Below are 15,388 nucleotides of genomic sequence, written 5' to 3' on the forward strand. Positions count from 1 at the left end.
TTTAAAATCGCCGTAAATGACGCATCGTGTGACCAGTACGTCCATTACGCTGGAAACGGTTTGAGCGCCGTGGTGGTCGTCGCGATAGTTTCGGTAATGGTGCAGTCGTCGACGTTGGGGTTGGTTCAACTGTTGGCTCTTCTTCCACCGTTACCTCTTCAACTATTTCAGCCGTAGATGCTGGTTGTTCCTCTTCATCCGTAGTGCTTGAAGTTGCCAGTGGCTGTTCTTCTTCCTGTTCCGTTACTTCACTATCAACTTCTTCTATCTCTGCTGATTCTTCCTTTGTTTCTGTTGGTGACTCACTAACAGGAACGTCAAAAGAAATCGATAATTCATCAGTCCCACGTGGTTCAACTGCTGGCGAAGCAACTGGTGAATCCTCACCCTTACTATCATCACTTTGTTCAGGTTCGTTTGCCGCACTTGCTGACTGGTCAAAAGAAATAATATATGCCGACTCTTCTGCCGTTTGCTCTTCTTCAACAGGGGTTTTCTCCGTAGCTACCGGCGCTTGTTCAACAACTGGTTCTTCTATTGGCGATTCTTCTTCACTTACTGTTGAAAGCCCTACTTCGCTGGTAGAAGAAGCGGGAACAAAGTCGTTGTCTGCCGCAATGGCTGGTTCATCACTTTCGATTGGTGCTAATGATTGTGGCTCAGTCACTGGCTCTTCAACTGGAGGAGCTACCGGTTCTTGAGCCTTTTCTGGTGCTGGTTTTTCAGACACCTTGCTTACTGACTCATGTTCTTCTTTAGGAACCGCATGACCACTAGCCGTCATTGTAATTCCCGTAGCACTAGCAGCGGTTGAGTTACTCATATAAACATTTTGCTGATCCATCCCAAATAGACGAGCTCGCAGACGGACATCGCCCTGAAGCTCATCATCATATTGGCCGATCACTTTAATTACATATGAATCATTCGTCTTTTTGGCGGTAAAATTCAGGCGCATTTTATTATCAGCAAACGACATTGTTAGCGGGGTATCAACAAGGTGGTCTCCCTCAACAACTGGAAAGCGGTTAGTAACATCCCGCAAACGATGAAGATTTACCCCGTACGACTGCGGAAGCTTTAACCCATGAGAATTTTGATAAATCTCAATCCGCATCGTTGACGGTTTGACAATCGCATTGGAAAGCTCTTCAACCATCTCGCTTGTATTAAACACAATATAGGCATGACTAAGCTCTTTTTGACCAGGATTAACGTAAATTAAATCCGTAAAAAGATGTTTATCTTGGTCAAAAGCCATCATCCGACTAGAAATCCCCAGAAACATATCATTACCAAGGTCCGGATAATCAACATCAATTGTAAAATCTTTCTGGTAGTCGTCAACGCTAATAAAACATGCAAGACCAAACTCATTTTCTGGAATAGTCTGGGGATCGATTGCCAACTCACCAGCTATCTCACCAGTAATTCTACGATGCTCGGTTACATAGTTGGTAAAAGTATATACCAATTGGTGCTTGGTTGGATTATATTCCCCCATGGCAATTACAACGCCATCCTGATCAGCAAAATCCACAATTGGTTTATGGGGATGACCATTAGGAGCAATAATCAAATTGTTAGATAGTTGGACAATAAATTGGTCTGCTGGCCGAACATCCTTCGCAACCGTAAATTTGACCTGCCATTTAACCGTATCTCCCCGTGTTGGATCGAGGAAGAAATCTGATTGCGTCGTAATTTTAACATTATGTAAAATATGTCCATCTTCATAAAACGAGCCAAACTCCACTGGTTCAGAGGCTGCTTGGGGCTGTTCTTCCTTTTCATTGACCGTGTGATATGCCGTTGCCGTTTGTTCGTCTACTTGTTCAACGCTTTGGGCTACCAGCATTAAAGTTGTACATAAATGGGGATTAAAAAAGCCCGCATGCAAGTTAAGAAGTCCATAATAATAATTCATTGCTTGATAATTATCCATTTTTCTGCCCTCATTCTCCATCTTTTGATTATCAACAGATAACCATTAAAGGCTTCAAAAACATTATTTTTCTTTATTTTTTAGCTTTTCTCTTTTATTATACCTAAATTCTAATTAAATAGATGATAACTGTTGCCATTGTTGCCAAGTTTTTTCCGCTGCTAATTTATTACGATGCTCGTAAGCCCCATCACTTAAGTGTTGCAGCTCATTTTGGTTCCGTAATAGTCGCGTAACCGTTTGGATGAATTGGCTTTGATCATTTAACGGTACCAATTCTCCATTTTGTCCAGGAATAATCATTTCCGCCGGCCCGTAAAGGTAATCATACGAAACTACCGGCACTCCATGATTCAATGCCTCGCCCATTGCAAGCGGCTGTGCATCTATCCGACTAGTATCAACAAATAGCTGTGCCTGGTCATAAGCAGCGGCTAATTGTACCTGATAGCCAGCAAAATCAATCACATCAGCTAATCCCAGCTTTTCAACTTGCTTTTTATAGTTATCAACATCCTGAGCCGTACCATAGCCATACAAGGTAAGCTTACTTTCTGGAACCTGCTGGTGAACCTGCGCAAAAATATTAATTAACTGACTGGTCTGCTTGTCTTCTGCCAGCCGACCAACATAGATTAATTGTCCCGGAGTTCGTTGATCCATCTTAATCGGCTGGGCCTCAGTACTAATTGGCGTCCCGTTAATAACATAAATCGGTACCGTATTATTAATTTGCTGCCTTAGAATCGTTGCTTGTTTCTCGGTCATTACAATGATCCCATCCCACTTATCGGCATTAGTTGTTACCGGACCAATTAGCATTGAATTAAGCGGTCCAGTCAACAAGTCTTGTCCATCATTTACTTGGTTCATTGGTAACCACAAGAACTTCTTTGCGGCAGTAGTCATCTCTTGCACCGGCTTAATTGCCACAGCTGGGCGGTCGGCAATGAAGATATTATTTTCACCATTTTCTTTATTTAATTCATCAAGAAAGAAGGTAAAAAGATCTTCAAGAGTATCAAAGAACCAGTCTTTCCCCTTATAATCACGGAGAACATTCAAGGAGTTAATTGGTGTATTTTCTACCGACTTCACAAAATAGCGTTCAAGGTATACTTGCTGGTCTGGTCGATAGTAACGGGCATAATACATCTGACCATCTTCACCAAAGAATTCATCAACCGCCTTGAATCCACGAATATCATATTTTTGCCGCAAAGTCATGTTACCTGCAATGTCAAAATAATCAACATGATTTACCTGACCAATTGTCCCTGCAGCAAAATGTACTTCACAAACGAGACGGTCACCATCCTTAACTTCTCGATAATTATTACCCGTTCCCACTTGATAAGCAATCGGCAGGTTTAAGTCTTCTATATGGAACACTTTGCCCTGGTAAGCGGTCGTTTGTGCAAAGAAGTCGTACATATTAACAAGCTGGGCATCATCTATATTGAATTTTTTGATCGTTTTATGGATGACAGGATCAAAATCACGGGTGACCAATTTAACTGGAGCATTATACTTCTTAAACAGCGCCAATCGCTTAAGCTCGGCATGTTCAACACTCGAATTACTGCTTAGTAAATACTGATTTACAAAAAAGTACATTACTCTTCCTCCTTGGCCTGCATATCATCAATAAGTTCATTCCACAGTTTCATTACATTTGGCTCTGAATAACGTTTACTGTCTTCATATGCGTTTGCACTCATCTCGGCAAGCCGTTTTTGGTTCTTTAGCAGGCTAATAATTGCTTGGGCTAGGCCATCAATGTCACCATTTTGCGTCAACAACCCATCTTGGTGGTCAATGATTACATCTGATGGCCCATATTTAATGTCATTAGCAACAATTGGCAATCCATGTGACTGCGCCTCAACTAATGACAGCGGCAATCCTTCCGCCCGGCTCGGTAAAATTAATAACTGGGCATCTTCATAAACCGAGTTAACGTCATCTGTATAGCCATGGAAAGTGACCGAACTACCGATCTGTTCATCTTTTACTATCTTATTAAGTGTTTTGTCAAAATTATCATTAGCGTAACCCCAGAAATCTAATTTAGCATCAGGAACTGCTGCTAATACTTGCGGCCATGCTTTTAACAAATGATCCTGTTGTTTTTCAGGGGACAAGCGGGCAACCATTACTACCTGTTTAGGAGTCCGTTTTTTAAAGGGAACATGTTTTTTATCAATCACGTCAGCAGGAACAATCGGCCCAGGAATACGATAAACTTTCACGCCAAACTTACCAAAACGGGCAATAACATCCTGTTGCTGCTGTGGTGTTAAGGTAATAACCCCGTCCCAGTCTTGAAGATGTTTTAATCCCCAATCATAGTTATAATTAAGAGGAGAGTGCAACATATCAGCTGGATTATTAACGTGGTCATTGTGAAGCTGCAACACACGGAAAACACGGTGTTTCATGTGTAACACGGACCAACCAAGCTCATATACTCGGTCAACCACTAGACCAACTGCGCTCGATCCGCAAATCTGCTTATCAGTAACCAATTCATCAAGGAAAAACCGAGTCAACTGGTCAAAGTCACTGAAATGGTAATCGTGGCCATGGTAGTTAAATAGATGGTAGGTTTTAATTTCTTTTCCTCGTTTATTTTGCTGATGCGATAGTTGAATTGCGAGCGATCCATCTGGACGGTAATAATTTTCGGTCGCCATCTTGCCATCCCAGTCATATAATTGTTCGACTGAGATAAAGCCTCGGCTATCAAACCAGCTCACCTTTAATAACTTGCCATAATGATCAAAGTATTGTAAATTAATCACTCGCCGATCTGTATTGCTTCGGCGTCGAACATAGAGGATCCGCTTGCCATTCTGATAATAATTATAGTTGATTCCATCAGCTTTTCGATCCCATGCCGGATTAACCGGAATATCTTTGATTCGGATATTCTTTTGCGGGACACTACATGCGTCTTGAAAGTAATCAAATAAGTTTATAAAATTGTGATCATCTATTCCAGCTTCTGCAGTAACGAGGTGTAATTCATTTGAATACTGACGTGTAACAATTTTGGCTGGCTGGTTGTATTTTTCAAACAGGTGCAACCGTTTAATTTGCGCGTGTTCAATTCCTGATTTATTTCGTTGAATATTATCATTTAGAAAAAACAGCATCCCCAAGGTCCCCTTTCATGGTTATCAATTTGAGTTTAACATATAATTGTTAATATTCCTTGAAAGCTTAACCAGTGTTTCCTATCCCTCACGCAATGTGTTAATATTAATATTTAATAGAAAGAAGTGGACGAGATATGCAAAACCCATTTGGTAATAACAATAACAATGATAACCAAAATCCGTTTAACTTAAACAATCTCCCCCTCCCACCAAATTACGCAAAAATCGTTAATGACCAGGGGGATATCCGAATAGCCAAAGTCGGCTTTTCATGGACAACTCTTTGGTTTGGTCCTCTGCCAGCGCTATTTCGTGGTGATTACTACAACTTTATCTTAATGATTGTCCTTGACATCGATTATGCCCTAGTTGTGATGTTTTTTGGGCTTAATAACCTCTTACAATTTCCATGGCCGTCAATCTTTTTCGGCTTTTTCTATAACATGATGTACTTCCGCCACCTATTTAATAAGGGCTACCGACCTGCTGACCAGCGATCACGAGCATTGCTGACAAGGGCACGGTATTGGAAGGAATAAACAAAATCGTCCAATAAACATGCAAATGTTTGCTGGACGATTTTATATATATGCTTATGCTATTTAAACGTTAATTCGCATATGACTTATAAATTTGAATTAATTCAATCGGCGACTTAGCCTGAATCAATCCTGCCATCGACTTAATCTCATTGATACTCAAAGCATCAGGATCCTCACCCCACAGCATTAACAAATTAACAATCGTATTGATATAAAGCGTCCTAATAAACGAAAATGGCAATGGCGCTTTACCATCGGCTTTTTCGATATCGATATCGCCAAACAAATACGGAACCCGCGCATCAAATTCATCATTCGCTAATTTAACAATCATCTGGTAAAACTGCATATCCCCGTTTGATGACAGCAAATTCGACAAAAAATGTTTATTTTCATTGCAGAAGGCTAAGGTCTTATTAAAAGCAACACTGGCTAATTGCTGAATCTCGCCTGCATCTGGGATCCGGTTAACCTTTTCTAGTTCTTCACGATCAAGCTCTAAGGCCTGCTGAAGGCCATGCAATAAGTCATCCTCAATTTCATGCAGAAGTTCTCGTTTATTTTGATAGTAATTATAGAATGTCTTCTTACTGACTTCCGCGCTATCGACGATATCATTTGTAGTACATTCTGACAGCTTTTTGGTATCTAATACACTAATAAATCCTTCTTTAATCCGACTTAGTGTGTTGATTTTGCGAATATCCATCTTTTTTCTCCTAACAGCGCTTGTTTAGCTTAATTCAGTGCATCTTAAATCATTACTAAGTAAAGTATATCCATAGTAACAGTTTTACACTAACCGTGTACAATGTCCAGATACTATTAACAGTCGATAAATCAGCTGTTAAAATACAGACAGATTGAAGTTCTAACACTAATAACAATCGACGAAGAAACTGACTTATTACCTTACATATCTTTCAAGTCCTTATCTTTTTCTCATTTTAATAAGGGCTATATATAGCTAAACTCCCAAGCAAGGTTTATTGTTCTTCATGGGTGGTGCCATGATTGATTTTATGTGTCGCTTCAATTAAATCAGATGTTTCTGCAGGTAGAAGATATATGTGCAATATTAACTACCGATATATTCTTAAAAACATCTTAAAACATAATAAAGCCGCTCGATGATCTGTGCAGTCACTGAGCGGTTTTTATTATATAAATTTCGTTCACCTATTAATATTCTCTGCCCTTTCACGGCGCGTCAGCCAGAACAAAATTAATGGTAAAATCACAAAGCCAAAGAACATTCCAAAAATAGCAAACCAGTTTGGCGTAAGGTGCCCGGCCTGCTTAATGCTGAATTCACTTACCCAATCGTAACGAATTAAAAGAAAGGCCGTAATCACAACTGAGAGTGCTGGTAAAACAACATCGGTAAAAAGATTCTTCCGCGCTGGCAAAATCTTTTCCTTATTTGTTCCCCGATAAAAACGGATCACCCCTAGCGGAATGACAATAAACTCAAAGAACCGGACTGTGGCACTAATTACGATAATCGTTGGCAGGTTGTACTGGAAAGCCATTGGAATACCGATTGCTAAAATCAACGTAATTATAAATGACACAAGCGGAAAATTCCGTTTAGTCCGCCGCGCGATAAATTGCGGAACTTGATTTTCGTTTGCCATCGCTTCGAGAACCCGTGGTGTATGGAACGATGATGCAACATTAATTCCAAACATTGAGATAATCGCACCAACAAGGATTACATCTTGCAATACCTGGTTATGGAAAATCGCCACAAGTGCTACTACTTGTTTAGTCGTTACCATTGCTGCTGGATTAACCATCATCGCTACGGCAATCGTACAAATATAAACAATCGCAATTACTAAGATTGCTAACGGGATCGCCCGTGGTAAGTTTTTTTCGGGTTCTTTCATATCTTCAGAACCAGTTGCCACCGCTTCGAAACCGGTAAAGGCATAAAATGCAGAGATTACTGCCATTACAAATCCAGATGTCGTAAAAGATGGAATCAACGGCTTACCCGCACTATTTGTCATCGTATTTAACTCACTAAAATGATTGGCACCAGTCTTTAGTAGCACAACTACTCCTGCAATAATAATTAATGCAAGGGCACCTAGCTTTCCAATTGTCGATAAATCATTAATAATTGTAAAAATTCGTCGCCCCATCATGTTAATAATCATAATTATTAACATCAATACGACAAAGCCTAAGGTAATATTGCCAAACGACTGGTTCCAGCCAAAAATCGAGAATGTTGTGCGAATAACACCAACCGCCATTACTCCCCATGCAACGGAAGCCGAAAAGAAACGGACAACTCCCATATAAAAGCCCATGTTTTCGCCATAGGCTGCCTTAGCATATGAATAAGCAGCCCCACTTTTATTAACGTACTTTGCCGCCGCAGCGAAGGTAATTGCTAAAATTGAAGCAAAGATTGCCGCAAGGAAATAGGCTAATGGTGCTTTTGTTCCAACCATCGATACCACTGACCCTGGTGTTAAGAAAATCCCCGAGCCAATAATCGAATTGATTGCTAATAGCACAATCGACCAGAAGCCTAGTTTAGTTTTTGTCATAATTTTCTAGCCTTCTTTCATTGCCTTATTAATCAAATCGCTAAAGACCTTATTCATCTCACGGTCACTACGATGGAGCATTTCTGGATGCCACTGGACGCCGATTACTGACGCATCATCGTTTTCCAGCGCTTCAACTACCCCATCACTGGCATGACCAACTGCCTGCAATCCTTTCCCAACATTTTTAATTAATTGGTGGTGGAAAGTATTAACACTTAGCGTTTGACGACCAAATAACTTGGCGAGATAACTATTAGGTTCAAGCGCTACCGACTGACTTTCAATATCTGGCGTCCGGCCTTGATTATGTTTAAGGGTCAACCCATCGCGATAACTAGTATCCTGGTAAAGCGAACCGCCATGCGCAACGTTGATTAACTGCGCGCCACGACAGATCCCCAACACCGGCTTATGTTGCTTCTCTGCTTCTTTTAATAACAACATATCAAAGTAGTCACGATCCGGCCATATTTCGCCAATCTTAGGTAATGATTCTTCATTATATAATCGCGGATCAACATCATGACCGCCTGATAAAATCAACCCGTCAACATTAGCAATCTGGGCAATTGTCACGTCAGGTTGTTCATTAAATGGAATAATATACGGGATACCACCATTTTGAATTACCGAATCAACATAATCTTCGTTTACATAACTTCGGTAGTACCCAGGAAAGGGTCCTTGTTGGTCAATAATCCGAGAGCCAGATATTCCAATAATTGGTTTTCCCATTTGATTTATTCACCTCTTAAATTTTACGTAAGTTCTATCATAACATTTACAAAAGATAAGTAAATATAATTTGTAATTTTCTTCAGATATTTTACGTTGATTTACGAGACACCAGCTCATATGGTATACTCACTTAAACAAATGTTCGATTAGGTGATAGGAGAAATATAATGCGTAACGTAATCTTAAATCCGACCAAGCAAATCGCACAGAAAATCAATAGGACGATCGAGCAACATTATCAACCCGGTATCAAACAAGCCCTCTTTGTTTTTACAACTAACATTGGTGACCACCCGATCTATAAGATGAGCTTAGATACCTTTCCCGCTATTGGCTCAAGTATCTCTACCATGATGGTTAGCGAGATTCCTACCCAAGATATCACTAAGCAACAATATGTCCTTATGTTATTTGAAATCTACAAGCGCTGGCCACGATTACCGTTCGTCCTCCGCGGCTATACGCCAAAGCAAGTCCGCTGGTTTCGGCAAAAATTCGGGAAGCGTGTTTTTAACGAGCACACAACCGTTAATTGGTGGAAAGATATAATATAGAAAGCAATTCCCTATTTTATTAGCCAACGAAAATAAGCGACCCACACCGACTTAACCGCCGATATGGGTCGCTTGTTTAAACGTGCTTAATTTTAGTTATGTTCAATCGTCACATCTTCATGACCATCATATTCTTCAACAGCCACGTGAACCGTCTCGTTCATTGCTGTTGGGATGTTTTTACCTACAAAGTCAGGGCGAATTGGCAACTCGCGATGACCACGATCAACCAAAACAGCAAGTGAAATGCGCTTAGGACGGCCAAGGTCCATCAATGCATCCAATGCTGCTCGAACAGTACGTCCCGTAAAGAGTACATCATCCACTAAAATAACATGCTTATCAGTAATATCAATATTTAATTGATCAGTCTTTACTGTAGGTTCCTGGTGATTATCCGGTGCATGACGATCATCACGATAAAGAGAGATGTCAAGCGCTGCTACCGGAACTTCTACATCTTCTAGTTGATTAAGCCGCTTTGCTAAGCGTTTTGCTAAATACACACCTCGTGTCTTAATTCCAACAAATACTAAGTTATCGACACCTTTATTTTGTTCGATAATCTCATAAGTAATCCGGGTCAATGCGCGTTGCATACTTGAACCGTCTAAGATCTCATGAGCCATCATGTCACTTCCTTAATCTAAAATAATAAAATCCTCCGCTCGCTATAAGGAAGGATCCAGAGATTTGACTGAGTCTTCACATTCACCAAAAACCGATGTTTACGGGAATTGTCGTTATAATTATTACTATTTTAAGGGTCTATCGTGTCCCTGTCAATTGACCTTAGTTACTAAATTCGTTCAACCATTTCTGTACCTGCTGACTAACACTGCTCCAAATCGCGCTAAAGTCCCCCTGATCTTTCAGTCTATTGACAATTTGCGTCCCCTTATCAGGATTTTGCCGAACTTCATTAACCGTATTATCAACTTGCGTTAAATCTTGTTTAACACTATTATCTTGCACTTGCTTTTGCAATTGCTGATTTTGATTTTCAATCTTATCAAGTCGGTTTTGCAAAGCTTGCTGGTCATGATCTTGTTGATATTGCTGCGTTGCCCCTTTTAATTGGGCCACCTGGTTAGCCAGTCGTTGATTGTCTTTTGTTAGCTTGTTAATACTACTAGAATTATTGCTAATTTGACTACTTTGTTGGTTATCAGTGGCGGCTTGATTAGCCATTCGCTGGTCATGGGCTCTCACACCCCACCATATACCAATAATAATGATTACTGCAATAATCAGCCATAGCCACCATTTACTATGCTTTGTTGAACCAGCAGGAGCATCTTTCCTTTCTTGTTCGCGCTGAGGCTGGACATTTAACATGATACTTATCTGGGTGCTCTGACCAGTGCGGTCCATCACACTAAGCATTACTGGGTATTCCCCTACTTGGTCAACGTCTACCTGCGTTAAGTTCATCACGACCTTATCCGTTAAATTCTGACCTTGATCATCGGTTGCATGAACACCTAAACGCTCCAACAAAACCGTCTGATCAATTGGCTGATTAAGCGGCCATATTAATGAATGCTGTTCGACAGTAAGTATTGGCTGACCCATAACTTTTCCTCCGTAACTACTAGTTTTATTTTAGTATAACGCAAAAGAGACCATGAAAATTGCTTTTCACCGTCTCTTAATTTATTATTTATTTTCCAATTTCCATGGGTCTTTGACAATAATTGTTTGAATCCGGTCAGCACCAACTGATACCGTTGCTAACGGTGATTCTGACAATTCACTTACCCGCTTTAAGTAATTTTGGGCATTGATTGGTAAATCTTCAAACCGCTTTGCACCAGTAATATCCTCGTCCCAGCCAGGAAGTTCTTCATATACTGGTTCGCACCGTTCAAGTTCCTTTAAACTTGCTGGATAATAATCAATCTGCTTGCCATCTAGCTTGTATGACGTACAAATCTTAACCGTCTTCAAGCCAGTCAATACATCAAGCAAGTTGAGACTAAGGCAACTAATTCCTGATACCCGTCGTGCATGACGCATTGCCACACTATCAAACCAGCCTACCCGCCGTGGTCGACCCGTTACCGTCCCGTATTCATGACCGGTTTCACGGATTTGGTCACCAATCTCATCAGTTAACTCTGTTGGGAACGGACCAGCACCAACACGAGTAGAATATGCTTTACAAATTCCAACAACCGTTTCAATCTTGTTAGGACCAACACCGACACCAGTACATACCCCACCAGCAATTGGGTTTGATGCCGTAACGTATGGATAGGTTCCTTGGTCGACATCCAGCATTACCCCTTGGGCACCTTCAAAAAGAACCTTTTTACCTTGGTCAAGGGCATCGTTAACAATTTGGGCCGTATCAGTAACATACTGTTTTAATTCTTGACCATATTCGTAATAACTCTCAAAAATGTCATCAAACTTAATTGGATCAACATGGTAAAGTTTGGTAAATAGCTCATTTTTCTCTGCCAAGTTCCGTTCGAGCTTTACCTTAAATGTGTCTTTTTCAAGCAAGTCACACATCCGAATACCAACCCGTGATACCTTATCCATGTAAGTTGGACCAATTCCATTTTTAGTGGTACCAACCTTGTGATCACCCTTCGCTTCTTCTTGACACTTATCAAGTAAGATGTGGTATGGGAAAGTAATGTGCGACCGACTTGAGATCCGTAGTCCAGAAATATCAATCCCGTTTTCTTGAAGGTAATGCAATTCTTTTAATAAGGCAGGCGGGTTAATAACAACACCATTACCAATTACCGCTAACTTATCCTTGGCAAAAATTCCTGATGGAACAAGGCGTAAAGCAAACTTCTTACCATCAAAGGCAATGGTATGACCAGCATTATTCCCACCTTGCGAACGAACAACAACGTCCGCTTCTTGGCTCAGGTAATCGGTCATCTTTCCCTTTCCTTCATCGCCCCATTGACTACCAACAATCACAACTGATGACATTTATTTTCACCTCATGTTTATTTTCTAAAATTAACGTTTTTACTTCGTTATTTTACCGAATTCGATTTCAATCGTCAATGTTTTTTCGAACTATTTTCTGAAACGCTTTGAAAAATGTACGCGATTTTGTTGACGCTCATATTATTTCAGTGCATAATAATTAACGGTAAATTTGATAAAAGGAGCAGTTTCAATGCAAACATTCGACTATGATGATATTCAACTAGTCCCTAATAAATGCGTAATCAAAAGTAGAAAAGAGGCCGATACCAGCATTAAATTTGGCCCGAACACATTCAAAATTCCAGTGGTCCCCGCCAACATGGAGAGCGTTATTGATGAAAAATTAGCCATCTGGTTAGCGCAAAACGGCTACTACTATGTAATGCACCGGTTTAAGCCACAAACACGAGCCGCATTCATCAAACAGATGCACGAACTTGGGTTATTTGCTTCTATTTCAGTTGGAATTAAGGATAGCGAGTATAAGTTCATTGATCAGCTAAAATCCGAACAATTGATTCCTGAATACATTACAATCGATGTAGCTCATGGTCATTCGGACTTTGTTATCAAAATGATTGAATATATCAAGGATAAGCTACCTAGTACTTTTGTCACAGCGGGTAATGTTGCAACTCCCGAAGCCGTTCGTGACCTAGAAAATGCTGGTGCGGATGCTACTAAAGTCGGCGTAGGTCCGGGTAAAGCATGTATCACTAAGTTAAAAACCGGTTTTGGAACTGGCGGTTGGCAACTTTCAGCGATCCGCTGGTGCGCCAAAGCTGCCCGAAAGCCAATCATTGCAGACGGTGGTATTCGGCACAATGGCGATATTGCCAAGTCTGTCCGTTTCGGCGCGTCAATGGTAATGATTGGCTCAATGCTTGCTGGTCACCTTGAATCCCCAGGACACGTAATTACGATTGATGGCAAACGCTACAAGCAATACTGGGGATCTGCATCAGAAGTTCAAAAGGGTGCTTACCGGAATGTCGAGGGTAAGCAAATGCTGGTACCATTCCGCGGCTCAATTAAAGACACGCTCATTGAAATGCAAGAAGACCTGCAATCATCTATTTCTTATGCTGGTGGACGCGACTTGGAAGCAATCCGTAAGGTTGATTATATGATCGTCAAAGACTCAATTATGAATGGCGACTATTAACCACTAAAGGCACCATATTATTGATATAAAAATGAATAGTACGGTACGCAAACAGGCATCTAAAGTCAGTAAACTCTAGATGCCTGTTTTTATTATGCTTGTGGTGACGTGATATCGGGAGGATATAGGCTAGTTTATCCTCCTAGCTACTGTTACGTCGCCACTTATATTCTTATTTACTTAGTTCTGCCTGCTTTTGTACAGCAGCTTGACCAAGAATATTCACATAGTTGAACGGACGATCAAAGTGTGGTTGGAAAAGCATATCAACAAATGCTAAGTAGTCAATCGTATGTTTATCTTGAATACACAATGAGACAATATTAGCGGATTGTGAGACATCATGCTTACTCATAAATTGACCACCAAGAATTTGACGAGTTTTTTTATCCCATACCAATGTCATTAGAACTGGGGTAGTCGTTGGCATAAACTCTGGACGATAATTATCCTCGACTGTTACAGATGCAGCATCAAATCCAGCTTCTTTAGCATTTTCGAGAGTTAATCCTGATGAAACCATCGTTGTTCCATACAAGTTAAGGCCAGAACTAGATTGTGTTCCCATATCCTTCATTGTATTGCCAAAGACATTGACTCCCACAATCGTTCCTTGGCGAATAGCATTGGTGGCAAGCGGAATATAGGCGTCTTTACCGGTTGGGTTATAGTGGACCGCCGTTGAATCACCTGCTGCATAAATATCCGGATCAGATGATTGCATGTATTCATTGGTAATGATTGCTCCATTATCATGCATCTTGACCTTTCCTTTTAAGAGGTCAGTGTTTGGACGGAAGCCAACACATAAAATCGCAATATCTGCCTCATAGCTTCCCTTATTAGTCTCAACAGTCACACCATTTTCATGATTCTTGAACCCGGTTACCCGTTGATCGAATGCGAAATGCGCACCATGTTCAACGAACTGTTGCTGAATTCGGTCAGTGTATTCCTTGTCAAAGTACTTGTGTAACATTCGTGGTGAACCATCAATTAAAGTTACATCTTTATTTTGGCGGGTGTAAGCTTCAACTAATTCAACACCAATGTAACCCCCACCAATTACTACGATTCGTTGCGCATCTTTTGCAACATTGAATAGTTCTTTAGCGTGGTGGTAGTTCTTACACAAATAAACATGCGGGCCATCTACACCCTCAATTGGTGGAATTACCGGCCATGAACCAGTTGTATCGACTAATTTATCATAGTGGTCCGTCTTTGTTTCACCGGTCACTAGGTCTGTAACAGTCACCGTCTTTGTCTGCGGGTCAATTTCTGTTACATTGTGCTGCATTTTAACATTAGCACCCATTTCAGCTAACTGCTTTGGACTCGAGTAGAACATTGCATCAGGATCACCAACATCCCCACTCAAATATACAGCAATCCCACATGATAAGAATGAAACATTATCATTCCGCTCATAAATCGTCACTTCTGCCTCTGGATGATTCTGTAAGATCTGGGTGGCCGTAATCGTCCCTGCATGTGTACAACCAACAATAATAACCTTCATCTTTTCCGCACCTCAAATCATGTTCTAATTTTCACAATTTATTATACATGGAATATTACTTTTATCAATATATAAAATCGGAATATAATTTATCAAGGTAAAATCAACTATCGCCTTTATTACAATTTTTAAATGTTAAATTCTATTAACACCAAGCTTTAAATAAATAGTTTGGAATAGCGGTAGATAAATAATCAATCAAAATTTTATCTAAAAAATTTTATTAATTATTG

Annotated in this window: 13 protein-coding genes; 3 read left to right on the forward strand and 10 right to left on the reverse strand. The window is 40.4% G+C overall.

The window, feature by feature from the left end:
* Nucleotide 1 precedes the first annotated feature (1 nt).
* The 3 genes from H5S39_RS00445 to asp1 (H5S39_RS00455) all read right to left on the reverse strand — a co-directional run bounded on the left by H5S39_RS00445 (nucleotide 2) and on the right by asp1 (H5S39_RS00455) (nucleotide 5,103).
* Nucleotides 2-1,945, reverse strand: a complete 1,944-nt coding sequence (locus tag H5S39_RS00445; protein ID WP_182595122.1) for a fibrinogen-binding adhesin SdrG C-terminal domain-containing protein — start codon at nucleotides 1,943-1,945, stop codon at nucleotides 2-4.
* 114 nt (nucleotides 1,946-2,059) lie between these two features.
* Nucleotides 2,060-3,562: an accessory Sec system glycosyltransferase Asp1 gene (gene asp1, locus H5S39_RS00450; protein ID WP_182595123.1), complete on the reverse strand. Its 1,503-nt coding sequence runs from the start codon at nucleotides 3,560-3,562 to the stop codon at nucleotides 2,060-2,062.
* Nucleotides 3,562-5,103: an accessory Sec system glycosyltransferase Asp1 gene (asp1, locus tag H5S39_RS00455; protein WP_182595124.1), complete on the reverse strand. Its 1,542-nt coding sequence runs from the start codon at nucleotides 5,101-5,103 to the stop codon at nucleotides 3,562-3,564. The genes asp1 (H5S39_RS00450) and asp1 (H5S39_RS00455) overlap by 1 nt, the downstream gene beginning before the upstream one ends.
* Before the next feature lie 137 nt (nucleotides 5,104-5,240).
* Here asp1 (H5S39_RS00455) and H5S39_RS00460 point away from each other — a divergent pair, with 137 nt between their 5' ends.
* Nucleotides 5,241-5,645, forward strand: a complete 405-nt coding sequence (locus tag H5S39_RS00460; protein WP_182595125.1) for a hypothetical protein — start codon at nucleotides 5,241-5,243, stop codon at nucleotides 5,643-5,645.
* 70 nt (nucleotides 5,646-5,715) lie between these two features.
* Here H5S39_RS00460 and H5S39_RS00465 read toward each other — a convergent pair whose 3' ends face one another.
* From H5S39_RS00465 to H5S39_RS00475, 3 genes are all read right to left on the reverse strand, one after another.
* Nucleotides 5,716-6,357 carry a TetR/AcrR family transcriptional regulator gene (locus H5S39_RS00465; RefSeq protein ID WP_182595126.1) on the reverse strand — a complete coding sequence of 214 codons (642 nt, stop codon included), beginning with the start codon at nucleotides 6,355-6,357 and terminating at the stop codon, nucleotides 5,716-5,718.
* 466 nt (nucleotides 6,358-6,823) lie between these two features.
* Entirely contained in the window at nucleotides 6,824-8,212 is a 1,389-nt protein-coding gene (locus H5S39_RS00470; protein ID WP_182595127.1) for an APC family permease, read from the reverse strand.
* Between the two features lie 6 nt (nucleotides 8,213-8,218).
* Complete coding sequence (locus tag H5S39_RS00475; protein WP_182595128.1) at nucleotides 8,219-8,950, reverse strand: gamma-glutamyl-gamma-aminobutyrate hydrolase family protein; 732 nt, start codon at nucleotides 8,948-8,950, stop codon at nucleotides 8,219-8,221.
* A 170-nt stretch (nucleotides 8,951-9,120) separates the two neighbouring features.
* Between H5S39_RS00475 and H5S39_RS00480 the strand changes: the two genes are divergently transcribed.
* Nucleotides 9,121-9,507 carry a hypothetical protein gene (locus H5S39_RS00480; protein ID WP_182595129.1) on the forward strand — a complete coding sequence of 129 codons (387 nt, stop codon included), beginning with the start codon at nucleotides 9,121-9,123 and terminating at the stop codon, nucleotides 9,505-9,507.
* Nucleotides 9,508-9,599: 92 nt separating this feature from the next.
* On the opposite strand, the gene pyrR is transcribed toward H5S39_RS00480, so the two are convergent.
* From pyrR to H5S39_RS00495, 3 genes are all read right to left on the reverse strand, one after another.
* On the reverse strand, nucleotides 9,600-10,136 hold the full coding sequence (gene pyrR / locus H5S39_RS00485) for a bifunctional pyr operon transcriptional regulator/uracil phosphoribosyltransferase PyrR (RefSeq protein ID WP_182595261.1): 537 nt from the start codon (nucleotides 10,134-10,136) through the stop codon (nucleotides 9,600-9,602).
* 163 nt (nucleotides 10,137-10,299) lie between these two features.
* The gene (locus tag H5S39_RS00490) at nucleotides 10,300-11,082 is read right to left on the reverse strand and encodes a DUF5011/hyalin repeat domain-containing protein (RefSeq protein ID WP_182595130.1); all 783 of its coding nucleotides are present in this window, start codon (nucleotides 11,080-11,082) and stop codon (nucleotides 10,300-10,302) included.
* 84 nt (nucleotides 11,083-11,166) lie between these two features.
* On the reverse strand, nucleotides 11,167-12,465 hold the full coding sequence (locus H5S39_RS00495) for an adenylosuccinate synthase (protein ID WP_182595131.1): 1,299 nt from the start codon (nucleotides 12,463-12,465) through the stop codon (nucleotides 11,167-11,169).
* A gap of 193 nt (nucleotides 12,466-12,658) precedes the next feature.
* On the opposite strand from H5S39_RS00495, the gene H5S39_RS00500 reads away from it, so the two are divergent.
* Nucleotides 12,659-13,633 (forward strand): GMP reductase, encoded by a 975-nt coding sequence (locus tag H5S39_RS00500; protein ID WP_182595132.1) that lies wholly within the window; start codon nucleotides 12,659-12,661, stop codon nucleotides 13,631-13,633.
* 172 nt (nucleotides 13,634-13,805) lie between these two features.
* Here the strand turns inward: H5S39_RS00500 and H5S39_RS00505 are convergent, their stop codons facing one another.
* On the reverse strand, nucleotides 13,806-15,155 hold the full coding sequence (locus H5S39_RS00505; RefSeq protein WP_182595133.1) for an FAD-dependent oxidoreductase: 1,350 nt from the start codon (nucleotides 15,153-15,155) through the stop codon (nucleotides 13,806-13,808).
* Between the last annotated feature and the right edge of the window lie 233 nt (nucleotides 15,156-15,388).

Source organism: Limosilactobacillus rudii (assembly GCF_014145455.1).
Classification (GTDB): Bacteria; Bacillota; Bacilli; order Lactobacillales; family Lactobacillaceae; genus Limosilactobacillus; species Limosilactobacillus rudii.